Source organism: Leisingera sp. ABD4_442 (genome assembly GCF_056160905.1).
The window spans coordinates 108,177-130,521 of record NZ_JBSWYB010000011.1 but is presented as its reverse complement, the minus strand read 5'-3'; the positions used below and the strand labels follow the sequence as shown (position 1 = coordinate 130,521).

Genomic DNA, 22,345 nt, shown 5'->3' with positions numbered 1-22,345 from the left:
TATGGTCGGGGAGATAGGATTCGAACCTACGACCCTCTGGTCCCAAACCGATTTTGCATGCAATATGAATATTGAGGATGTGTGTATAAGTTATTGATTTTCAACAATATATCATAATTTTTAAAAAATTTAATATTGCAATTTTTTCACAATTTATGCCAAAATGCGTACACCAGACGTACACGAGAAACAAAAAAACTGAAGGAATTTTGGCACGATTATACCTTACCGACACACTTGTTAGAACATCAATTTGCGAACCCACCAAGTCTCAAGAAATCATCCGAGATTGTGCGCTTGGTGTGGACGGCAAAATGCGAAATGATTCTGTTTCCGGTCTCGGACTTCGCATAACATCTCAAGGCGCAAAATCCTTCATTCACAACTACCGCTATAATGGCAAGGCTCGAAGAAAAGTTATTGGCACTCCAGACACCATGAACGTGTCATCCGCACGTCTCATCGTCAAACAGCGCAATACGGAAATTGAACAAGGCATTGATCCTGACGCAAATGTTCGCGTGGATTACCGGAAAAAGCATGCCGAAACCTTCGGTGAGGTGATTGATGCTTACTACGCTCAGCAACTTGCCTCCAAGAGCAAAACACATCGATCAGAGTTTGGACGCTTGGTTGCACCGTGGACTTGGGAGCCGCCTAAAACCTCAAACCGGGGACAAAGACGCAAATACAAAGTCACGATTGGTGAAACCTTCCGCGATGTACCGATGATAGACATCACGCCGCGCCACATCGGGCCGTATATTCAACAGTTTCGGTCAGACAGCACAGCCAACAACGCTCTTCAGCAGCTAAAAGCCCTCTTCAACTGGGCCATCCGCATGCAGTACGTCGATATGCGCAATCCATGTGACCCATTCACGAAGAGAAAGGTCATCAAACAGCGCCGCGACTATACGCCTGAACAGGTTCGAGAAATTGCTTGGCACGTGTTCAATCCCCCAATGCGTACTGCTGTCAATCTGGAGGGGCTTGCAGGGGAGGAGAAGCGTCTAGCCGCCCTCCAGGCTGGCCACTTTACGCGTCAGCACGAACACCTAACAGAGCTCTGTGCTTTCATGGGCATATTGTTCCTCACGATGGCGCGTCCGGCAGAGGTGAAACAGGACAAGTTCGAGCACTTCGACCTCGAGCGCCTCATCTGGCACAAACACAACACAAAGGGGATCAAGCTTTCTCGCAATCGGTACGAGTATGCGTATCGGTCGGTTCCAATCCATCCGAAGGTCGCTGATCTGGTGAGGGAGCAACGAGGGCGCTGGCCTGAGAGTGGATTACTGTTCCCGAACCATTCAGACCCATCTCAGCCACGTGACAACTTCAAGAGATCTATTCAAAGCTTCAAGAAGCTTGATGGCGTTCCTGAGTATTTTCAACTCTATGATCTTAAACGCATGGCGATTTCCTTGATGATCACTGGTCAAGGTGTGCGACGGGAAGACGTGTCTCACTACGTTGATCACAGAGGAAACCTAGATACTACCATGATCTATGATCTTGGATTTGTAGACCCTATGCGACCGGTGACCCATAAATTGGGTGAGCTTCTGGGGGTGTAGCCAAGGAAAGCTCGCGGGTTACAACTTCTCTACAACTCTGTACAACGACAATTCTGTTTTCGGTTAGTAGCTTCATTTTGCGCAACATCGCGGGCCCGCTCTTTTAACAGGAGCACGCAAATGACCTACTACATATCCGGCATCATTCTATTCATTATGAGTGTCGCAGCATTATTGACATGGTTAGACTTCAGCAACAGAAGAATATTGCTGATCATCGCCTTAGCTCAGCTAGCACAATTCTTTCTGCACTGGCTATAAAACCAACAGGGTCGCCAGAACCACCTGGCGATCCTTTTTTAATCGACTCAACAAATCGAAATCCAAATTTAATATGATCTTGTGCCTCATCAGTAGCTTCAACCTGCTCTTCACCGTCCGCCATACTCTCAATTTTTTTCATAATATAGCTCTTGCAAAGTTCGCAGATCTTTTCAACTCGCCTCTTTTTTCGTTTCTTTGCAATTGACCTAATTAGCTCTATCCTGTGAGGTATGTCATTGTGGCAATACCCACCACGCACGGAAATAGTTCCCTCCAAGCCGAGCAAAGCCATCTTTGACAACCGCTTCATTTCCGTTTCACCATCAGTCCTTATCTGTTTCAATTGAATCTTCGTGAAATTATGCCACGCAATCCAAAATCTCTTTTCTGATTCCAGGTCCAGGCACAAATCATAGTAAGCTAAAGCGCCTTTTTGGGAAAACTCTAAAGCTTCCTCATACCCCCCCACGCGATCCAAAATGTTAGCTAAGGTAATATAAGAGTTGGCAAGAAGTTCTCGGTCTAAGCATTCACCCCCCTCCAAGGCTCCAATGATTTCTCTCGTTAACCCCTCTGCATTCTTCAACCGATCCAAATAAATGTAACGATGTGCAATATCTCGTTTCACTTCTTCACGTAGATTCATCTCCCAGGCTGCACCTTCGGATTGAAGTAAATTTTCAAGTATCTTGACAGAAGCTTGATGCTGACCCATTGCCGACAAGTAGAGAGCAACTCCCTGAACTGCAACAATCTCGCTTTTACTTGCACCTCCCAGCGATCGGTTCAGCAAATACCCCATTATATGTTTGACATATACTTGATATCTAGGCCAAGAAGCAGAATCCTCTGCGTCGGTTTCTTTCAGTTTTCTACAGTAGGGAAGTGACTTCAAACAGAACTTTACGATGGAATTCCATTCTTCCGATTCACCTATAGAATACCTAGCTTCCACAACTTTTCTATGCTGATCGGAAACTATTATTGACCTCGTGCGCTTATCATACTCCAAGATATTCCAAGAAATTATCTCTCGGAAAATTCCTCTAACATGATCCCCGTCAACATCGGAAATTAAGACTTGAACAAACTCAACTGCCACTTCGAATTTGACACCACTCTTATGTGCATTAAAAACAACAAAGACACACGCCTCCACGAGAGGCTTTTCAAAAATTGAACCAAGGGCGTCCAACGTTTCAATAACTGAATGCTTAAATAACTCCATAACTCGGTGCGCATAATCACCCTTTTCATGAAAATTTTCAACCAGTTTCTCAGCGGAAACATCTGGGCATTTTCGCAGCAATACACATACTTGATTGTAGATAATAGGTATGCCGCCACACAGTTTCGACAACTCAACAAAATCTGAGCTCCTGCCTCCTAGACGTTCTTTCAGAAAGCGCACCCCAACATCAAAGCTCCACCTTTCAACTTTCAGCTCCACTCCTTCAAAGTTAGAAAAGGCATAACGGCTTGTAAAAATACTTGTGATATTCGGAGTGAAGCGCGCCTCCTGAAAAAACTCTTCTGTTTCCACATTATCAAACACCAACACACAACGCTCAGGGAAACTGGCCAGCCATTGGTTGACAAATGCAGATTGTTTTTCTCTGTTACTGCTCTTACGCCCCGAATAAAATGGCTCCCATGCCAAATTGAAAAGAGCTTCATGATATGAAAGCGATCGACAGCTTAACCAAATAATGTGACACTTTTCCAAGGCCATCTCGTAGCAAAACTCTCGTGCGAGTGCACTTTTCCCAATCCCATGCAGACCTGATATCAGAATTTGTTGTCCAGGAAGTTCAAGATGTCCCTTTAGCTCATCCATTTTTTCCTCACGTCCGAGAAAAGAGGATATTCTGTTCTTGTCCACTTTGAAGATGCATCTGCTCTCAAACGAGAGCAGATGCATCCATAGATCTTGCACCGTCATTTCAAAGCGTGAGGCGATTTTTTGGAGAACTTCTGTTCCAGGTGTACGTGTCCCAGATTCGATTCTGCTGAGGTATGACTTCCCCCCACCAATGCCGCATTTCTCGGCAAATTCTTCTAGCGTCTCTTCATTATCTTCGCGCAACAGCTTTATGAGGAGACCAATTTTCTTCTTGTCCAAGGATCACCTGTGTGAGTTTTAAAAGTCAGAAAGTAGGGCAATTATTAGAATAAATAGTCTCCAATGTAGGCGTCAAAGTGTTGTGTGGCTCGTAGCATCTCATCAAAATAGGAGTGCCGATTGTAAACTGCGGCAACCCCACTGATTGTGCCTGTAACATGGTTTAGAAGCTTCTCTGTAACATGTATCGGGGTGCCAATTTGGGCGTGCACAGTGGCAAAGGTGCGTCGCAGGTCATGAAGGGTGTAAGGATCAACATCTTCTAACCCTTCATCAAACCTCGCTTTGTGCCAAGCCCAGGTGGAGAAAGGCTTTTCAGGATCAGTAGCCGCTGGGAACAGCAAGTCGCCGGTATCCGGCAAACCTGAAATCACGTCTTGAGCCAAAGGTGACAAGGGGATGCGGTGTTCTCGCTTGTTCTTGGCAAAACCTTCGGGGAATGTCACTTCATCCCCATTGATCCAGGACCTGCGCAGAAGCCCGATTTCAGTGCGCCTCTGTCCGGTTAGGATCAAGAGCTGTACAATTGGCCCGAATGGGAAGGGGGTCTCCAGAGCGCGCCGATACACTTGTTTGAGTTCATCTTCACTCAACACGCGATCTCGCGCCTTCATCGTCTGCTTCATCGGTGGCACGACGGAATGTTCAATGAGACCATGCCGCACACACCAGTTCATCATGGTGCGGATGGCTACATAGGCATGAGACTGCTCTGATGGTGTACCTGACAAGCTCGACACCACCTCCATCACCTGTTTGCGCGTGACGTCCTGAACATCCTCTTTGAAGTTGAAATGCCTGTTCAGCAGCCGAGTATAGTCAGCCACGGTACGTGGCTTGTTGCGTTTCTCGCAGTCGCTGAGGAAACGCTTCTTGGCATCTTCGAATAGTACAGCCTGTCGAGAAGGCGCATCTTCTTCATCTTCTATCTCAACGAAGAAGCGCTTAGCCTGCGCACGAGCATCAGACAGTGACAGGCTTGGGTAGCGACCCAACGTCTTGAGGCGGCGTTTTTCCCCGTACATGACCACAAAAGACTTGCTCTTTGTTGAGCACCGCAAACCAAATCCTGGCATGACTTCATCCCAGTGAGTCACCTGTCCCTTCTCAGGAAGAGACAGCTTCTTGATCGCCATGTCGGTCAGTCGCAGTTTCACTTTAGTCTCTTTTTAGTCTCATAGATCGTGAGTGTAAGGAGGTGTTGCTATGTTCAGCTATAATCACAATTGCCCTTATTTTCAAGGCTAAAGCAGGTGGCGCGCTCTTCTATGTTCACCTATGAAACGTGCATTTCACGGATTGCAAATCCGTGTACACCGGTTCGATTCCGGTACTCGCCTCCAGCGCTTTTCGGTTTTTTGGCGCCCATCTCTCAGCATACTCCTCAACATTCTTGCTTCAGTCCCGTTCTGTTCCCTCAGACTGCGCAGGAGAGTTTTATTCACAGTTGAACCGCGCAGAACCAGCAGCCTGGCCGGTTCTGCTCCCACAGACAAGGCGGCGGCCAGAGCTAATGCACAGGCTGGGTTTCTTGCTGGCAGTTTACCAAGCGCAGTACGATCAGAGTTCCTGCGCGCCTTATCCAGGAAGCGTCAGAACGCTGGTCAAGGTTGCCGTCGCCGCAAGCACGGCCAGCAGGATCATGGCCTCTATTTCGATCACACGTGCCAAATGCCTGCCGGCGCGCGCCCCGCCTGCCTGCAAGGCAGGGACAAACCGCAGCTTGTTCAGGGCCGCCAGGAACAGCACCGCAGCGATCAGCGCCAGCTTAAGAAGCAATGCCTGACCATAGCCTGTTGTCAGCAGCAGCCGCGGATCGCCAAGCAGCTGCCAAGCCATCAGCAGGCCAGCACAAAGCAAGCCGGGAACCGCAATCATGGCCGCCTGCCCGAACCTGCGGCCAAGCAATGCAGCTTGCTCCAGGTGCTCAGGCTTGCGGGACAGGTCCCGCAGCGGGCTCAGGACGCCGATCCAAAACGCGATGCCAGCAAGATGCGCAAAGAGCAGGACCCGCAGGGGCAGCTGCCCTTGCACCGGGATGTGACCGATCTGCGTGAAAGACCAGAGCAACAGGACGCCGCCCGCCAATGCGGTCCAAGGGCCTGCCCGAGGCAACAGAAGCCCCGCGAGCAGCAGTAGAGCGCCGGCCAGGCGGCAAACCAGCGCGCTGCCGGCGGCGGTCTGCCACAGCAGCCCCAGCATTTCCGGGTCGGTCATGCCATCGGCACTGCCGGTCAGCGCCGCACCGCGCAGAGCAAAGCCCAAAACCGCGGCGGCAAGGGCAACACCGGCCAGCACCGCGGCTTGCGCATTGATCCGGGCACGCAGCGGCGCAACCAGCCCCGGGTAGGCAAGGCGGATCAGCACCAGCCCTGTTGCGCCGGTCGCACCGGCGTACAGGATCAGCTTGGCAAGCAGCGCGCCCGCCCCCCAGATGTCCGGCATGCTCATTCTACCGTGAACTGAAATGCGCCCTGCATTGGATGCCCGTCAATTCCCAACCCCCGCCATTCGATCCGGTAGGTGCCTTTCCCCACACCCTGGAAAGGCAGCGTGAAGCTGCGGGAAAAACTCTTTTGCCCGTCCAGGTCCAGCACTGCCGGAGCCCCATCCCGGTGGATCGCCTCAACCCGGGTCAGACGGATTTCATCTGCAAAATCAAAGGCAATCTCCAGCGGAACGGCAGCAATCCGGGCACCATCCGCAGGTGTCGTTGTGTCCACCTGGGAATGCGCGAGAGCCCCCGTGGCAAGGGCGCTGCACGCCAGGAAAGCCATGATGAGTTTCATTCGGATATTCCTTCAGTTGATCCCGGTTGCACCCTGAACAGCGCGAATGTAGCCGGCTTTTTTTGCCGCGTCACCGCAGGCTTGCTCTTGGATACTGGGCATGTTCCGGAACAGCCAGCAAAGGCCCTCCTCCCCTCTGGCACCGCAATGCTGAAACCTTTCGCAGGCCTGGCAGCCGGGAATACAGGCGACGCGGCTCAGCGGTGGAGCCGAACCATGGCGGCAGCCGGCCAAAGCTGTTAATCACGCGCAAACGCTTGCCACAACAGGACTGAACGATGATCCAGCCCACTGCGTCCTTTAAGGACAACCTGCAGCTTCTGCCGCCGATCGGCGGCCTTGCCCGTATCGACCTTACCGCCCCGGATGGCACCGCCGCCGCGTCAATCGAAAACCAGCCGGGCAAACAGGGCTCGCTCGCCGTGTATCAGTATTTGCAACAGAATTTCACAGTCCTGGACGCCAAGGCCGCGGCACACGGCCTTGCTGTTTTTGCTGAGCACACCACAGATGCAAAGAACCGCCCCGGCGCGCATCCGAACATCGACCGCTTGCTGGAAATTGCTGCTGGCGCCGCGCCGCTGCAAATCCAGCTGATTGCAGCTTAACAAGGCTCAGTTAGAACGCGGCAGGTGGCGGCATTTTGCCAGGCCGCCGCCCATCGCCGCCGGCGGCAGCCCCGGTGGCCGCGCCGCAGTCCGACCCCCAGCTTCAGGAGCTTCGCAGCGACCGGTACAGCCCAAGATCGGCCGGCAGGTCGGCAATGTTCCAGCGGTAGTCGCCATCCATCAGAAACCGTGACAGCTTGCGCCAGTTCACCGGTTTGGTCATGAAGCCGTCAACGTCATAGGCCAGGGCCTCCGCCCTGGTGCGGTCATCTTCGCAGAAGGTCAGCATGACCAGCTTGTTGCGCAGCCCGGCCTCTGCCTGCCGGATGCGCTGCGCGACGCGGGCGCCACGGCCGTCCGGCAGATTCTGATCTATGAAAATCACATCGTACCGCCCCGCAGCGATCTCTCCGAGCTTGCCCAATGCTTTCTTTTCACTGTCGCACAGCTCCACGCTGGAGCCGTCCAAATGCGCCTGAACAAGCTGACGGAAGCGAAAGGCACAGAATTCGTCGTCTTCGATCAGCAGGACGTTCATCTGTCTACCCCTGGCACCTTGTCAGCTTCACTTTTAGATTCTCCTTTAGGTAGCATTCAGGGCGGGGCAGGTAAATAAAAACAAACCCATCAGCGCATTTTAACGATATAATAATAAATTAATAATTTCACATTGATCTCCACATGTTAACTCTTTTTTAAGCATAACATGACCCCCCTTTGTTCTGCTTCGGGAAGCTTGACGCTGCGTTTTCGGGGCGTTTCGACGGGCTGACCCCAACCTGCAGGAAAGCTGGGAGGCGCCTTGCAGCAGGCAAAGTCCTCCCCAGCCCCGCTTTACCTTCCAAAACCATTCGCCTTGTGGCAAAAACCGGGACAAGCGATACTCCCGGGAAGCGGGTAATCGTAGATTGCAGATGCACTTTCGGATGCAGCACCCACTGGCAGGCCGGAAACCCCTGCCATAGGGGCTGCAGGGCAAGTTTATTTAGGCGGAAAACAGTCATGGCTGGAAAACACTCTGACACACAGAACGCGAATCTGAACGGCAACGGCACAGCGGCTGACCCGGCACATTCGATCGGCAAGGTCGACTCATCCTTTTACATCGTCGGCGTCGGCGCCTCGGCCGGGGGGCTGTCGGCGATCAAATCCATGCTGGGCGACATGCCGGAAGGTTTTTCCCACAGCATTGTCATCGTGCAGCACCTGTCCCCGGATCATGACTCCCTGATGGGGGAAATTCTGCGCAAGGAAACCGCCGCGGATGTCTGCGTGGTTGAAAACGGCATGCCGCTAGAGCCGGGCAAGATCTATCTGCTGCCGCCCAAGTGGAATGTTGTCATCCAAGGCACCTCGGCGGATTCCTCAGAGGCAGGCCCCGCCAGCACCAGCGATTTCGAAGGCCTGCGCTTTGCCCTGACCAAGCCCAGCCCGCGCAATCAGCTGAACCTGCCGATCGACCTGTTCTTCTCTTCCCTGGCCGAGGCAGTCGGATCCCGCGCCGTGGGCGTCGTGCTGTCGGGCACCGGCACCGATGGCAGCCGCGGCCTGCGCAGCATCAAGGAGCGCGAAGGGATTGCCATTGTCCAGGATCCCGACACGGCGGAATTCGACGGCATGCCCTTTGCCGCGCTGGCAACAACCGAAGCCGACTTTACCCTGCCCCCTACTGACATCCTGCCCGAGCTGTCCAAGGTGTTCGAACTGGAGCGCAACAAGCTGTTCGACCTTTCCGGCATTTTCGAAAACAGTGAACGGGACTATCAGGAGATCCTCAAGCTTGCCGGCACAGTGGCTGGCATCAGCTTTGAAACCTACAAGGAAGGCACCCTGAAACGGCGCATCGTGCGCCGGATGGGGCTGACAGAGCAGACGACGCTCTCGGGCTACCTGACGCTGCTCACCAACTCGCAGTGCGAACTGGAAACCCTGCACCGGGAGCTGCTGGTGGGGGTCACTGCTTTCTTCCGGGATCCGGCCGCCTGGGATAAACTGTCGCGGCGTCTGCCGGAACTATTCGAGGGCGGCGACACAAGCCAGCCGGTCAAAATCTGGTGTATCGGCTGCTCCACCGGCGAGGAGCCCTATTCCGTCGCTCTGCTTCTGGAAACCTACCGCCAGGACAACAATATCACACGCGATTTCAAGATCATCGCGTCGGATGTGAATTCGGAATCCCTGGAATTCGCCAAGCGCGGCATCTATCCGCTTGCAGCCAATGATGAGATCCCCAAATTTTACCGGCGGCAAGAGTTCCTCTCCTTTGCGTCCGGCAGCATCCAGATCGCCAGCAGGCTGCGGCGCAAGATCATCTTCACGCCGCACAACGTGATTGATGAAGCACCCTATATTCACACCGACCTGATCATCTGCCGCAACGTTCTGATCTATCTGTCGGCGGAGGTGCAATCCAACGTGCTCTCCATGATGTCCTATTCGCTGCGCAAGGGCGGGCTTCTGTTCCTGGGCTCCGCCGAAACCACTGGCCGGGGACAGATGGGCTTTGCCCCTCTGGATCAGATTGAACGGATTTACTCGAATGCGCAGAAGAACCACAGCTTCATCGGGCTGCGGGTGCTGAACCAGCGCTACAAGGATTTGCCGCATCCGCCCCCGTCCCCGTCACAGATGCGGCCGTTCAGCGTGTCTGTCGGCAACGAGGAGGCGCATGAGCTTCTGAAGCACACATTTGCCTCGCTGGATGCCTGCCTGTTTGTCCTGGACACCTCCGGGAACATCCTGGAAACCTTTGGCAATTACCGGAAATTCCTGAGCTTCCCCAATGACGGCTTCTCGACCCGGCTGCTCGACCTCCTGGACCCGTCACTGCGGTCCACCCTGCTGCTGCTGCTGCGCAGCGTCGAACGGGAGGAAGTCGCCGAAAAATCAGGGCTGGTGATTATCTCTGACGGTGAAAAGACTGTGGTGGATCTGATCTGCCGCAAGTCAACCCTCTATGACCGCGAGGCGGTCTTTGTGACCTGCCGCTCCGCCTCGCAGGCGACCGAAGGCGCGCAGCTGTCGGTTGGCGGCGAGGAAAGCCGCGAGATCATTGCCGGGCTGCAGCGCGAAATCTCCTCGCTGGAGGAGCTTCTGGCCGTTACCACCCACGACCTCTCCGTGACCAACGAACAGCTGCAGGCCGCAAATGAAGAACTGCTGACCGCCAACGAAGAGCTGCAGGCGAACAACGAGGAGATGCAAAGCACCAACGAAGAGCTCCATACCATCAACATGGAAGCCAATGATCGGATCGCAGAGCTCGAAACCGCCTATTCCGACATCGAAAACCTGCTCAGCAATACGGATCTTGGCATTCTATTCCTCGACGGCAGTATGCGGATCCGCCGTTTCAGCAAGGGGATCGAAAACTACTTCGACCTCACCGCGACGGATTTCGGCCGCCCGCTGACGACGTTTACATCCAACCTGACCCATGAATCCATGGGCGCCCTGCTGGAAGACACCCAGGCGGTGCTGGACACCGGCGAGACCCGCAGCCGCAATCTCCGGTTCAAAAAGGGCGGCCACGCCATCCTGATTGTCCGGCCCTTCATCCATTCCGAAGGCGTCAAATCCGGTGCCGTGGTCAAGCTGGTGGATGTCTCTGAACTTGTCGATCTGCAGGAAGAGGTCCGACAGCAGCGCGACGCGCTCGAAGGGCTGTTGGAAACCGAGACCTCGGGCTGGTGGGACTGGAACATTCCCGGTCACACAGAATACATGAGCCCCCGTTTCAAGGAAATGTTCGGCTACCAGGATCACGAGGTCGAAAACACGCCCGACGCCTGGATGCAGATGATTCACCCCGACGACCTCAAAACTGCGCTGAAGAACTTTGACGCACATGTGCAGACGAAGGGCGCCCACCCGTATGATCAGGAGGTCCGCTACTTCCACAAAGACGGTCATACGGTTTGGGTTCTGTGCCGCGGGCATGTGACGGACTGGTCCAGCGATGGCGAACCGCTGCGGATGATGGGGGTTCATGTGGACATCACCCATCTGCGCGAACGCGAAGCGGATGTGCAGCGCCGCGCCGAGGAGATCCGCCGCTTTGCCTTTGTGGCAGCCCACGACCTGGTGCAGCCCTCGCAAACCATTCAGGACAGCATCTCCTCGCTGGTCGAGGACATGGACGGCCGGATGGAAAAGAGCGACCACAAGCTTGCCAACTTTGCGACCAAGGCAGCAGAGCGCCTGAGCCACCGTATTTCTGGTATCCTGGAATACGCACGCCTGCAGGACAACAGCGCAGACCCGGCCGTTGTTGACCTGGACACGGTGATCAAGGGCGTAGTTGAGGACCTGTCGCCGAAATTTGCTGAATCCAAGGCTGAAATCCGCATCGCTTCCTTACCGCAGGCACTGGGTCAGCCAGCGCTTCTTGGGCAGGTATTCCAGAACATTCTCAGCAACGCGCTAAAATTCCGGCGCAAGGACACCCTCTGCCGCATTGAGTTGAACCCCGTTGACGCGGTCCCCGGAACAATTGCGGTGCGCATTGCCGACAATGGCATCGGCATTGCCGAAGAAGACCGGGAAAGGATTTTCGAATTGTTTGTCCGCCTCCACGCTGCTTCGGAGTATGAGGGCTCCGGCCTTGGCCTCTCGATCAGCCGCCGCATTGTCGAGCAGATGAAGGGCGGGATACGGGTCGAAACCGGCATCGACGGCGGCGCCGCCTTTGTCGTCACGCTGCCCGCGGTTGCGCAACCATAGCAGGCGACAGATGATTATTGTAATTGACGACAGCGAAGAAGACCGTTTTTTCCTGCTGAGGGCGATCAGAAAGGTTCAGCCGGAGACTGAGGTGATCGAATTCACCTATGCCGAGGAAGCACTGGAGTTTCTGACGGCCTTCCCGCCGCCGCTGGGAACCCGGATTTTGCTGGACCTGAATATTCCACGGCTCGACGGCTTCGCTTTTCTCGACCGGCTGGCCGCCTTTCCAGCCATTTGGCACGGCCGCCTCAGCATCACGATGGTTACCAACTCCATCGACCCGCGGGACGAACAAAGGGCATTGCAGCATCCGCTGCTGCAGAATTTCCTCAAGAAATCAGACCTAAAACAGCGGCTGGGCGAAATTCTTCAACAGCCGCTGCCCGCCGTCACGGTGAAAACGGCCTATCGGTCCCCCTGAAAGCAATGCTGCCTATCCCTTCAGCCGGAACCGCTGGATCTTGCCGGTCTCCGTTTTCGGCAGGGCGTCCGTGAACACAACTGACCGCGGGTATTTATAGGGCGCAATGGTTGCCTTCACATGATCCTGCAGCAGCTTGACCAGCGCATCCGACGGCGCCTGGCCATCAGACAGCACCACATGCGCCTGCACGATCTCCCCGCGTGCCTCGTCCGGAACACCCACCACCGCACATTCCGCCACCGCCTCATGCGCCAGCAGTGCCGCCTCCACCTCGGGACCGGCGATGTTGTAGCCCGAAGAGACGATCATGTCGTCGTTGCGGGCGGCAAAGTGCAGGTAGCCATCTGCGTCCCGGACAAAACTGTCGCCGGTGATGTTCCAGCCGTCCCGCACATATTCCGCCTGACGCTCATCTGACAGGTAACGGCAGCCGGTCGGACCTTTGACTGCCAGCCGCCCAGCCTCGCCGCGGGGCACCTCATTGCCATCCCCATCCAGCACTTTCACTTGATAGCCACCAACCGGCTTGCCGGTGCAGGCAGGGCGGTGATCGCTGAACCGGTTGGTGATGAAGATATGCAAAAGCTCTGTCGCGCCGATCCCGTCCAGCATCGGCTTGCCGGTCTTATCCATCCATTCCTGATAGACCGGCGCAGGCAGGGTCTCCCCTGCTGAGACTGCCGCGCGAAGCGAGGACAGATCCGCCCCCTCCTCCATTGCCCGCAGCATCACGCGGTAGGCCGTCGGCGCGGTAAAGCAAACCGTGGCCTTATACTTCTCAATGATCTCGATGAGGTTCGGCGGCGTGGCGTTTTCCAGCAGCGTCGCCGCTGCGCCGAACCGCAGCGGGAAAATCGCCAGCCCGCCGAGGCCGAATGTGAACGCCAGCGGCGGCGAGCCGACAAACACATCCTCCGGCTGCACATCCAGCACTTCGCGCGCATACCCGTCGGCGATGATCAGCAGATCGCGGTGGAAATGCATCGTCGCCTTGGGCGACCCGGTGGTACCGGAGGTGAACCCCAGCAAGGCCACATCATCGCGGCCCGTCTTCACCGCCTCATAGGCAACAGGTTTCTCCAGCGCCAGCCGGTCCAGCTCCGCATCATGGTTGGAGGTGCCGTCAAAGCCGACAACCGTTTTCAGGAATTTTGATTCCTTGGCGCAGGCGACCAGTTCGTCCTTCAGCCTGGTGTCGCACAGCGCGTGGGAGATCTCGGCCTTGTCAACGATCTTGGCCAGTTCCCCCTTGCGCAACAGCGGCATGGTGTTGACCACCACCGCGCCTGCCTTGGTCGCCGCCAGCCAGCAGGCCACCATCGCCGGGTTGTTGGCAGAGCGGATCAGCACCCGGTTGCCGGGCTTCACGCCCAGGTCCTCGCTCAGCACATGCGCCAGCCGGTTGGTCCAATCCGCCAGCTCCTTATAGGTGCGGTAACGGCCGTTGCCGATCAGCGCGGTATGGTCGCCAAAGCCCTTCTCCACCATCGCATCGGTCAGCTCAACCGCGGCGTTCAGGTGATCCGGGTAGTCAAACCCCTCCAGCAAAAACTCCGGCCACTGGTCCATGGGCGGAAGGTTGTCCCGGGCAAATGTGTCCGCATGCGCTGATGGTCCCAGCATCTCAATTCCCTCCCTGAAAGGCGCCCAGAGCCTGACGTGCGATTACCACCCGCTGCACGTCGGATGCGCCCTCATAGATGCGCAAGGCGCGGATATCGCGGTAAAGCTCCTCCACCTTCTGGCCCCGGCGCACACCGTCGCCGCCATGCATCTGCACCGCCTTGTCGATCACTTGCTGCGCCTGGTCGGTGGAAAACAGCTTGGCCATCGCTGCCTCACGGGTGACGCGGGCGGCACCTGAATCCTTGGCCCAGGCGGCGCGGTAGACCAGCAGCGCGCTGGCATCCACATCCAGCGCCATATCGGCGATATGGCCCTGCACCATCTGCAGTTCGAACAGCGGCGCGCCCTGCACTTGGCGTTCCGTCACCCGCTGCAGCGCCTCGTCCAGCGCCCGGCGGGCAAAGCCCAAAGCCGCCGCCGCCACGGTGGAGCGGAACACATCCAGCACCGACATGGCGATCTTGAAGCCATGCCCCGGCTGCCCCAGCAGCGCGGATTTCGGGATGCGGCAATCCGTGAACCGCAGAGTTGCCAGCGGATGCGGCGCGATCACCTCCTGGCGCTCCGCAACTTCGAACCCAGGCAAGCCTGCGGGCACGACAAAGGCCGAAAGCCCCTTCGCCCCCGGCGCCTCGCCGGTGCGGGCAAACAGCGTGTAGACATCGGCAATCCCACCGTTGGAAATCCAGGTCTTCTCCCCATTCAGCACATAGTGATCGCCATCCAGCGTGGCGGTCATGGTGGAATTCGCCACATCCGATCCCGACTGCGGCTCGGTCAGGGCAAAGGCGGAAATCGCCCTGCCCGCGCGCGTCAGCGGCAGCCATTCCGCCTGCTGCTCCGGCGTGCCGAACAGCGAGATCGCCCCGGTCCCCAGCCCCTGCATGGCAAAGGCAAAATCCGCCAGACCGTCGTGGCGCGCCAGCGTCTCGCGGATCAGGCACAGGCTGCGCACATCCAAGGTCTCGCCGGCTTCGGCACCGCTGTGCCGGGTCCAGCCCGCCGCGCCCAGCGCCGCCACCAGCGAGCGGCAGGCCGCATCCGTGTCGGAATGATCAATCCCGCCCAGATGCGCCCCGGCCCACTCGTCCAGCTCCGCCGCCAAGGCACGGTGCCGGTCTTCAAAGAACGGCCAGGTTAGAAAGCTCTTGTCCGCCATCCGCGTCTCCTCCCGGTGAACAGGCTGCGCGCCCGCTTCATCTTTCCCCAAATACTCCCGCCGGAGGCACTCGCGCCCTCCTCCGGCGCAGGTTCCAGCGGTGCCGCGGCTCAGTCGCCCTCAAACAGCGGCTTTTCCTTGTTCACGAAGGCATGATAGGCGCGCTCGAAATCCGCGGTCTGCATACAGATCGCCTGCGCCTGCGCCTCCGCTTCGATCGCCTGCTCAATCGACATCGACCATTCCTGCGCCAGCATGGTCTTGGTCATCATGTGGCCAAAGTTCGGCCCTGCCGCGATCCGCGCGGCCCAATTCTGCGCCTCCGCTTCCAACTCATCCGCCGCAACCAGCTTGTTGTGGAAGCCCCAGGCGTGGCCTTCTTCGGCGCTCATCGACCGCCCGGTATAAAGCAGCTCCGCCGCCCGCCCCTGGCCGATGATCCGGGGCAGGATTGCGCAGGCGCCCATGTCGCAGCCCGCCAGACCCACACGGGTGAACAGAAACGCGGTCTTTACCTCCGGCGTGGCAATCCGGATATCGGCGGCCATGGCGATGATCGCGCCCGCGCCCACACAAATGCCGTCAATCGCCGCAATCACCGGCTTGCCGCAGTTCACCATCGCCTTGACCAGATCGCCGGTCATCCGGGTGAAAGCCAGCAGCTCCTTCATGCTCATCTTCGTCAGCGGCCCGATGATGTCATGCACATCGCCGCCCGAGCAGAAATTGCCGCCGTTCGAGGCAAAAACCACCGCCTTGATGCTGTCATCATAGTGCAGATCGCGGAACCAGTCGCGCAGCTCTGCATAGCTGTCAAAGGTCAGCGGATTCTTCCGCTCCGGCCGGTCCAGGGAGACGGTTGCGATACCGTCCTCGACCTGACACTGAAAATGCTTGGGCTCCAGGTTCACCTTCATGCCTTGCTCCCCTCTTCCAGCCGCCGCGCCACCGCATCCAGGCTTTCGGCAATCCCTTGCGCCTCATCCGCGGTCAGCCCGTCAAAGGCCGCATTGATCCAGCCTTCATGCGCCTCCGCCTGGCGGGAAAACTCAATCCGGCCCGCTTCCGTCAGCCGCACCAAATTGGCACGCCGGTCGCCCTCGACCTTCTCGCGCTTCACATGGCCGTCCTCGACCAGCCGCTCGACGATCCCAGTCACATTGCCGTTGGAGACTTTCAGAACTCCCGACAACTCACTCATCTTCAGGCCTTTTTCGTGCTGCATCAGCGCCGCCATCACATCGAACCGCGGCAGCGTTGTCGCAAACTCCCGCCGCAGGTTCTCGCGCACGTCGCTCTCCACCGCCTTGGTGGCCTTCAGCACCTTCAGCCACAGCCGCAGCCGGTCTTTTGATGTCGTGCTCAAATTTCCCCTCCCGAAACGCTCATCGCGTGCCCATTGATTGAGGCCGCGCCATCGGAGGCCAGGAACACCGCCGTGGCCGCCACTTCCTCCGGCGCGATCAGCCGCTGCATCGGATTGCCGCCAACCACCATCTTCAGCGCTTTCTCCCGCGGGATATCATGCCGGGCCATCAGCCCGGTGACCGCGCTCTCTGCCATCTCGGTATCGACAAACCCGGGACAGATAGCGTTGCAGGTGATGCCGCGCTTAGCCACGTCTTGCGCCACCGAGCGCACCAGCCCCAGCACCCCGTGTTTAGAGGCCGCATAGGCCGGGATCTGCGACCCGCCCTGCAACGACGCAGTGGAAGCGATGGCAATCAGCCGCCCGCCGGGTTTCATCCCCGCACGCAGCGCCGCCCGGAAGGTCAGGAAGGTGCCGGTCATGTTGACGGTCAAGGTCCGCTGCCAGTCCTCCAGCTCAACATCCTCGATCCGCGCCGCCACACCGGTGCCGGCATTGGCAATGACCACATCATAGGGCGCATCAAACAGCGCCTCCACCTGCGCCTCATCAGTGACATCCGCGATCCGGATTTCCAAATCCAACCCCTTCGCGGCCTCTTCCAAAGGTGCCCGTCGGCGCCCGGCGATGGTAACCTGGCAGCCTTCCTTGGCAAAAGCATGGGCGATCGCCCGTCCGATCCCGGTGCCGCCGCCTGTGACAAGAACCCTGCGTGTCATGCCCGGATCACCTCCGCCTCACGGTCCGCCAGGCGCCAGGCCTGATCCCGGCCCGCATGATAGGGCAGCGGCCAATCGCCCTGCCGGTCGCCGATCCGCGCGGCCTCATGCAGCGTCCAATAGGGATCGGCCAAATGCGGCCGGCCGACGCAAACCAGATCGGCCCGCCCCGCCATCAGGATCGAATTGGCGTGATCGGCCTCATAAATGTTGCCGACCGCCATGGTGGCAATCCCGGCCTCATTGCGGATGCGGTCGGAAAACGGTGTCTGGAACATGCGGCCATAGACGGGCTGTGCATCGGTCGAGGTCTGCCCGGCGGAAACATCAATGATGTCGGCACCGGCGGCGGTGAAGGCCTTGGCGATCTTCACCGCCTCCTCCGGCGTTATGCCCGCGTCCCCAACCCAGTCATTGGCGGAGATCCGCACCGACATCGGTTTGCCTTCCGGCCAGACCGCGCGCATCGCCTGGAACACCTCCAGCGGGTATCGCAAGCGGTTTTCCAGGCTGCCGCCGTACTCACCACCCCGAATGTTCGATTTTGGCGATATGAAGGACGAAATCAGGTAGCCATGCGCCGCATGAAGTTCGATCATGTCAAACCCGGCTCGCTCCGCCATTTGCGCTGATGCAGCAAATTCGTCGCGAATTTGATCCATTTCGTACCGCGTGATCTCCCGCGGCGCCGGGTTGTTTGCCGACCAAGGGATCGCGGAGGCCGAGACCGTCTCCCAGTTCCCCTCCGGCAAGGGCGCGTCCATCTCCTCCCAGCCCAGCTGGGTTGAGCCCTTACGCCCCGAATGGCCGATCTGGCAGCAGATCTTGGCACTGGTCTCCGCGTGCACAAAATCCACCAGCCGCTTCCACGCCGCCTCATGCTCCGGCGCATAAAGCCCCGGACAGCCCGGCGTGATCCGGCCTTCAGCAGAAACACAGGTCATCTCGGTATAGACCAGCCCGGCCCCGCCCTTGGCACGTTCGCCGTAATGGATCAGATGCCAGTCTGTCGGGCAGCCATCGACCGCCTTGTACTGCGCCATGGGCGACACCACGATACGGTTCTGCAGTTCCATCCCGCGTAAGCGGTACGGCGCAAACATCGGCGGCCGCACCGGCGCGTCGGCAGGCGCGCCTGCCTTGTCCTGAAACCATTTCTCGGCACTTGCCAGCCACTCCGCATCGCGCAGGCGCAGGTTCTCGTGGCTGATCCGCTGCGAGCGGGTCAGCAGCGAGTAATTGAACTGCACCGGATCCATATCCAGGTAGCGCTCGACCTCCTCGAACCACTCCAGCGAATTGCGCGCCGCCGATTGCAGCCGCAGCACATCCAGCCGCCGCTCGTCCTGATACCGCTCAAAGGCACGCTTCAGCGTCGGCTCGGTGCTGACCAGCTCCGCCAGCGCAATTGCGCTGTCAAACGCCAGCCGCGACCCCGATCCGATAGAGAAATGCGCAGTGGCGGAGGCATCGCCCAGCAGCACGACGTTCTCGTGGTGCCACTTGTCGCAGAGCACCCGCGGGAAGTTGATCCACACCGCCGCCCCGCGCAAGTGAGCTGCGTTCGACATCAGCGCGTGGCCATCCAGATGATTGGCAAAGATCTCCTCGCAGGTGCGGATGATCTCCTCCTTGCTCATGCCCTCGAACCCCCAGTTCTCCCAGGTCTCGGCAGAGCATTCGACGATCACCGTCGCGGTGTCCGCGTCAAACTGATAGGCATGAATCCACATCCAGCCGTGCTGGGTTTTCTCGAAGATGAAGGTGAAGGCATCGTCGAATTTCTGATGGGTGCCCAGCCAGATGAACTTGCAGGGCCGCACGTCGATTTCCGGTTTAAAATGTTCCGCGAACTCATTGCGAACACTGGAATTCAGACCATCGCAGCCGACCACCAGATCGTACTCTTTCTGATAATCTGACGCGGGCTTGGCCACGGTTTCAAACTGAAGGTCCACCCCCAGTTCCCGCGCCCGGTCCTGCAACAGCAGCAGCATCTGCTTGCGCCCGATCCCGGCGAACCCGTGCCCGCCAGACACCGTGCGGGTGCCATCATGCACCACGGCGATGTCGTCCCAATAGGCAAAGTTTTCGCGGATCAACTCAGCGCTTTTCGGATCATTGGCGCTCAGGTTCTCCAGCGCGTCATCAGACAGCACCACACCCCAGCCAAAGGTATCATCAGGCTTGTTGCGCTCGACCACCGTGACCTCGGCCTCCGGCTGGCGCAGCTTCATCGAGATGGCAAAGTAGAGGCCCGCAGGGCCCCCTCCCAGACAGACGACTTTCATGATCATCCCCTCCCGCTCAGCGCACGTCTCTGAGGATCAGGATAAGCAGGTCCGGAAAAACTTCAAGCCTAAAGTTTTAAGCTTGAAGCAGTTGCGCAAGCAAAGCGGCAGCGCCGGTCACAGGACCGGGAACACAAGCTGCCCGCTCATGAGTTTGGCTCACAGTCCCCGCAGGTATTCCATCACCGCCGGGCGCACCGCCTGGTCACCGCGGTGGCGTGCGTCAGATATGATCTTGCGCAGCTCGCCCAAGTCCACCCGCAACAACAGCGATTTGACTGGCCCGATAGAGGCCGGACGCATCGACAACGTGCGGATGCCCATTGCGGCCAGGCACACCGCCTCAACAGGGCGGCCTGCATCCTCGCCGCAGAAGCTCAGCGGCGTGCCGGAGATCGCGCAGCGCTCAACGATCCGCTCGATAAAGCTCAGGAAACTGACGTTCAGCGTATCATATCGCTTGCGCACCCGCTCATTCTCGCGGTCGGCGGCAAAGAAGAACTGCTTCAGGTCATTGCCGCCGATCGAGAGGAAAGCCACCTCGTCAAAAAACTTCTGCGGCGCATAGGCCAGCGAGGGCGTTTCCAGCATTGCCCCCACCTTCAGCTCCGCAGGCAGCACATGGCCCAGGATCCGCTCCCGCTCTATGGTCTTTTCGACCTCAGCCTTGGCGGCGCGGTATTCCTCGAACTGCGCCACAAAGGGGAACATGATCGACAAGGGCCGCCCCTCGGCCGAGCGCAGCAGCGCCTGCAGCTGCATCCGCATCACACCCGGCTTATCCAGGCCCACCCGGATCGCCCGCCAGCCCAGGGCTGGATTCGGCTCATCGGTGGGCTTCATGTAGGGCAGAACCTTGTCCGACCCGATGTCCAGGGTCCGGAACACAACCGGTTTGCCGTGCGCCGCGTCCAGAACCCGCTTGTACAAAGCAACCAATTCCGACCGTTTCGGCATCTGGTTCCGCACGAGAAATTGCAATTCTGTGCGAAACAGCCCCACACCCTCTGCACCAGAGCCATCCAGCGACGGCAGGTCGGCCATCAAACCGGCATTCATCACCATATTGACGCGTTGACCGTCCACGGTCACCGCCGGCTTGTTGCGGATCGAGGCGTATCGCTCCTGCGCCTGCGCGTGCATCGCGATCTTGTCGCGGAAGGCCCCCACCACGGTTTCATCCGGGCGCAGATGCACCACCCCCTGATCGCCGTCCACCATGATATGGTCGCCGTTCAGCGCCTCGGTGGTGACCCGCTTGGCATTCACCACCAGCGGAATCGCCAGTGCCCGCGCAACAATCGCGGCGTGAGAGCCCACGGAGCCCTCCTCCAGCACGATCCCGCGCAAGGAGCGGCCGTATTCCAGCAGGTCGCCGGGGCCGATGTTGCGGGCAATCAGAATCGGGTTGTCAGGCAGCTCCGCGCCCGTGTTGGCGCCCTGCCCGGTCAGAATCCGCAAGAGCCGGTTCGACAGGTCGTCCAGATCACTCAGCCGTTCGCGCAAATACGCGTCCTGCACCTGGCTCATCCGGGTGCGGGCCTGGGACTGTTCCTTCTCCACCGCCGCCTCGGCGCTCAGCCCGCGGGCGATGTCTTCCTCCATCCGCCGCATCCAGCCTTTGGAATTGGCAAACATCCGGTAGGCTTCCAGAACCTGCAGCTGTTCCTTGTCACCGTTGCGCGACACCTCCAGCATCTTGTCGACACCGACCCGCAGTTCCTCAACCGCATCGTTCAGCCGTTCCAGCTCGCGCTGGGGATCATCGGCGATCGGGTTGGTCACGATCACCCGCGGCTCATGCAGCCAGACATGGCCCTCCGCCGCGCCCTCCTGGGCTGAGGTGCCGTGGATCAGAACCGCCTGCTGGTGCAAGGGCGACAGCGCCGCGCCCTCGCCGACAAAGGCGCCCAGCTCGGTCATCTCGGCGATCACCATCGCCACCACTTCCAGCGCATAGACCGCATCCGCCGAGAACTCGCGCGCCTCCTTGGATTGCACCACCAGGACGCCCATCATCTCGCCCAGCCGCTGCACCGGCACGCCCAGGAAGGATGAAAACCGCTCCTCCCCGGTTTCCGGCATGTAGCGGAAGCCCTTGGCATTAGGCGCATCCGGCGTGTTCACCACCTTGCCGTATTTGGCAACGCGGCCCACCAGCCCCTCGCCGATACGCATCCGTGTCTGGTGCACCGATTCGAGGTTCAGACCCTGGGTCGCGCACAGCTCCAGTGTCTCATCATCGCGGAACAGGTAGACTGAGCACACCTCAGTCCCCATGCTGTCGGCGATCAGATGGGTGATCTTATCCAGCCGCGCCTGGCCGGCATCATCACCCGCCATCGCCTCGCGCAAGCGAACCAGAAGCTTCCTGCTTTCGGATTCCGTGGTATCGGCCATTCTCACCCTCTCCCGAGGTTTCTTCCCTGTACGCTGCCGCCCAGATTGCTCCCTGGAAACGGACACCGCCCAGAGTAGTACGCCAGCGCTCTCTCCTCCACCCACTTGTCCCACCCCGGCGGGAAAAGTCCAAGTGTTTTTGCAGCATTGCCCGCAATCGCCGCAGCCTGCCGCAGCTTTGGGCAGAAGTCCGCCATCGGGTTGCCGCACACAACAAAGGCGCCAAAACGGCGCCTTTGCAGAGTACGGAAAATTCTTGGAACAGAGCC

16 protein-coding genes and 1 tRNA gene are annotated in these 22,345 nt (G+C 58.3%); 5 read left to right on the top strand and 12 right to left on the bottom strand.

The window, feature by feature from the left end; all coding sequences use genetic code 11:
• Window positions 1–155 precede the first annotated feature (155 nt).
• On the top strand, window positions 156–1,580 hold the full coding sequence (locus tag ACXAHG_RS11370) for a tyrosine-type recombinase/integrase (RefSeq protein WP_475057320.1): 1,425 nt from the start codon (window positions 156–158) through the stop codon (window positions 1,578–1,580).
• A gap of 214 nt (window positions 1,581–1,794) precedes the next feature.
• On the opposite strand, the gene ACXAHG_RS11365 is transcribed toward ACXAHG_RS11370, so the two are convergent.
• On the bottom strand, window positions 1,795–3,966 hold the full coding sequence (locus tag ACXAHG_RS11365; RefSeq protein WP_475057318.1) for a helix-turn-helix domain-containing protein: 2,172 nt from the start codon (window positions 3,964–3,966) through the stop codon (window positions 1,795–1,797).
• Between the two features lie 44 nt (window positions 3,967–4,010).
• Window positions 4,011–5,123 (bottom strand): tyrosine-type recombinase/integrase, encoded by a 1,113-nt coding sequence (locus ACXAHG_RS11360; protein WP_475057316.1) that lies wholly within the window; start codon window positions 5,121–5,123, stop codon window positions 4,011–4,013.
• An 85-nt stretch (window positions 5,124–5,208) separates the two neighbouring features.
• On the opposite strand from ACXAHG_RS11360, the gene ACXAHG_RS11355 reads away from it, so the two are divergent.
• Window positions 5,209–5,309 (top strand) — tRNA-Cys (locus tag ACXAHG_RS11355).
• A gap of 235 nt (window positions 5,310–5,544) precedes the next feature.
• Here ACXAHG_RS11355 and ACXAHG_RS11350 read toward each other — a convergent pair.
• Both ACXAHG_RS11350 and ACXAHG_RS11345 read right to left on the bottom strand, forming a co-directional pair.
• Window positions 5,545–6,417 carry a copper resistance D family protein gene (locus ACXAHG_RS11350; protein ID WP_475057314.1) on the bottom strand — a complete coding sequence of 291 codons (873 nt, stop codon included), beginning with the start codon at window positions 6,415–6,417 and terminating at the stop codon, window positions 5,545–5,547.
• Window positions 6,414–6,755: a copper resistance CopC family protein gene (locus ACXAHG_RS11345; protein ID WP_475042196.1), complete on the bottom strand. Its 342-nt coding sequence runs from the start codon at window positions 6,753–6,755 to the stop codon at window positions 6,414–6,416. The genes ACXAHG_RS11350 and ACXAHG_RS11345 overlap by 4 nt, the downstream gene beginning before the upstream one ends.
• 278 nt (window positions 6,756–7,033) lie before the next feature.
• On the opposite strand from ACXAHG_RS11345, the gene ACXAHG_RS11340 reads away from it, so the two are divergent.
• Window positions 7,034–7,363: a DUF2322 family protein gene (locus ACXAHG_RS11340; RefSeq protein WP_475057312.1), complete on the top strand. Its 330-nt coding sequence runs from the start codon at window positions 7,034–7,036 to the stop codon at window positions 7,361–7,363.
• 103 nt (window positions 7,364–7,466) lie between these two features.
• Here the strand turns inward: ACXAHG_RS11340 and ACXAHG_RS11335 are convergent, their stop codons facing one another.
• The gene (locus tag ACXAHG_RS11335; RefSeq protein ID WP_475057310.1) at window positions 7,467–7,901 is read right to left on the bottom strand and encodes a response regulator; all 435 of its coding nucleotides are present in this window, start codon (window positions 7,899–7,901) and stop codon (window positions 7,467–7,469) included.
• Between the two features lie 464 nt (window positions 7,902–8,365).
• Here ACXAHG_RS11335 and ACXAHG_RS11330 point away from each other — a divergent pair, with 464 nt between their 5' ends.
• Window positions 8,366–12,085 carry a chemotaxis protein CheB gene (locus ACXAHG_RS11330; RefSeq protein WP_475057308.1) on the top strand — a complete coding sequence of 1,240 codons (3,720 nt, stop codon included), beginning with the start codon at window positions 8,366–8,368 and terminating at the stop codon, window positions 12,083–12,085.
• A gap of 10 nt (window positions 12,086–12,095) precedes the next feature.
• Complete coding sequence (locus tag ACXAHG_RS11325; RefSeq protein ID WP_475057358.1) at window positions 12,096–12,509, top strand: response regulator; 414 nt, start codon at window positions 12,096–12,098, stop codon at window positions 12,507–12,509.
• A gap of 12 nt (window positions 12,510–12,521) precedes the next feature.
• Here the strand turns inward: ACXAHG_RS11325 and ACXAHG_RS11320 are convergent, their stop codons facing one another.
• The 7 genes from ACXAHG_RS11320 to ptsP all read right to left on the bottom strand — a co-directional run bounded on the left by ACXAHG_RS11320 (window position 12,522) and on the right by ptsP (window position 22,076).
• Window positions 12,522–14,135: an AMP-binding protein gene (locus ACXAHG_RS11320; protein WP_475057305.1), complete on the bottom strand. Its 1,614-nt coding sequence runs from the start codon at window positions 14,133–14,135 to the stop codon at window positions 12,522–12,524.
• 1 nt (window position 14,136) lies between these two features.
• A complete protein-coding gene (locus tag ACXAHG_RS11315) occupies window positions 14,137–15,297 on the bottom strand; it encodes an acyl-CoA dehydrogenase family protein (RefSeq protein ID WP_475057303.1) in 1,161 nt (386 codons plus the stop codon).
• Window positions 15,298–15,407: 110 nt separating this feature from the next.
• A complete protein-coding gene (locus ACXAHG_RS11310) occupies window positions 15,408–16,214 on the bottom strand; it encodes an enoyl-CoA hydratase family protein (protein ID WP_475042183.1) in 807 nt (268 codons plus the stop codon).
• A complete protein-coding gene (locus ACXAHG_RS11305) occupies window positions 16,211–16,663 on the bottom strand; it encodes a MarR family winged helix-turn-helix transcriptional regulator (RefSeq protein ID WP_475057301.1) in 453 nt (150 codons plus the stop codon). Before ACXAHG_RS11305 ends, ACXAHG_RS11310 begins: the two co-directional genes overlap by 4 nt.
• Window positions 16,660–17,385 (bottom strand): SDR family NAD(P)-dependent oxidoreductase, encoded by a 726-nt coding sequence (locus tag ACXAHG_RS11300; RefSeq protein ID WP_475057299.1) that lies wholly within the window; start codon window positions 17,383–17,385, stop codon window positions 16,660–16,662. The genes ACXAHG_RS11305 and ACXAHG_RS11300 overlap by 4 nt, the downstream gene beginning before the upstream one ends.
• Window positions 17,382–19,676, bottom strand: a complete 2,295-nt coding sequence (locus ACXAHG_RS11295) for a bifunctional salicylyl-CoA 5-hydroxylase/oxidoreductase (protein ID WP_475057297.1) — start codon at window positions 19,674–19,676, stop codon at window positions 17,382–17,384. Before ACXAHG_RS11295 ends, ACXAHG_RS11300 begins: the two co-directional genes overlap by 4 nt.
• 159 nt (window positions 19,677–19,835) lie before the next feature.
• Window positions 19,836–22,076, bottom strand: a complete 2,241-nt coding sequence (gene ptsP, locus ACXAHG_RS11290) for a phosphoenolpyruvate--protein phosphotransferase (protein ID WP_475057295.1) — start codon at window positions 22,074–22,076, stop codon at window positions 19,836–19,838.
• Window positions 22,077–22,345: the final 269 nt, after the last annotated feature.

Excerpts from the sequence above, each read along its gene's own strand:
- ACXAHG_RS11370 (WP_475057320.1), top strand. The coding sequence starts at position 156 with ATGCCAAAATGCGTACACCAGACGTACACGAGAAACAAAAAAACTGAA.
- ACXAHG_RS11350 (WP_475057314.1), bottom strand. The coding sequence starts at position 6,417 with ATGAGCATGCCGGACATCTGGGGGGCGGGCGCGCTGCTTGCCAAGCTG.
- ACXAHG_RS11345 (WP_475042196.1), bottom strand. The coding sequence starts at position 6,755 with ATGAAACTCATCATGGCTTTCCTGGCGTGCAGCGCCCTTGCCACGGGG.
- ACXAHG_RS11340 (WP_475057312.1), top strand. The coding sequence starts at position 7,034 with ATGATCCAGCCCACTGCGTCCTTTAAGGACAACCTGCAGCTTCTGCCG.
- ACXAHG_RS11335 (WP_475057310.1), bottom strand. The coding sequence starts at position 7,901 with ATGAACGTCCTGCTGATCGAAGACGACGAATTCTGTGCCTTTCGCTTC.
- ACXAHG_RS11330 (WP_475057308.1), top strand. The coding sequence starts at position 8,366 with ATGGCTGGAAAACACTCTGACACACAGAACGCGAATCTGAACGGCAAC.
- ACXAHG_RS11325 (WP_475057358.1), top strand. The coding sequence starts at position 12,096 with ATGATTATTGTAATTGACGACAGCGAAGAAGACCGTTTTTTCCTGCTG.
- ACXAHG_RS11320 (WP_475057305.1), bottom strand. The coding sequence starts at position 14,135 with ATGCTGGGACCATCAGCGCATGCGGACACATTTGCCCGGGACAACCTT.
- ACXAHG_RS11315 (WP_475057303.1), bottom strand. The coding sequence starts at position 15,297 with ATGGCGGACAAGAGCTTTCTAACCTGGCCGTTCTTTGAAGACCGGCAC.
- ACXAHG_RS11310 (WP_475042183.1), bottom strand. The coding sequence starts at position 16,214 with ATGAAGGTGAACCTGGAGCCCAAGCATTTTCAGTGTCAGGTCGAGGAC.
- ACXAHG_RS11300 (WP_475057299.1), bottom strand. The coding sequence starts at position 17,385 with ATGACACGCAGGGTTCTTGTCACAGGCGGCGGCACCGGGATCGGACGG.
- ACXAHG_RS11295 (WP_475057297.1), bottom strand. The coding sequence starts at position 19,676 with ATGAAAGTCGTCTGTCTGGGAGGGGGCCCTGCGGGCCTCTACTTTGCC.
- ptsP (WP_475057295.1), bottom strand. The coding sequence starts at position 22,076 with ATGGCCGATACCACGGAATCCGAAAGCAGGAAGCTTCTGGTTCGCTTG.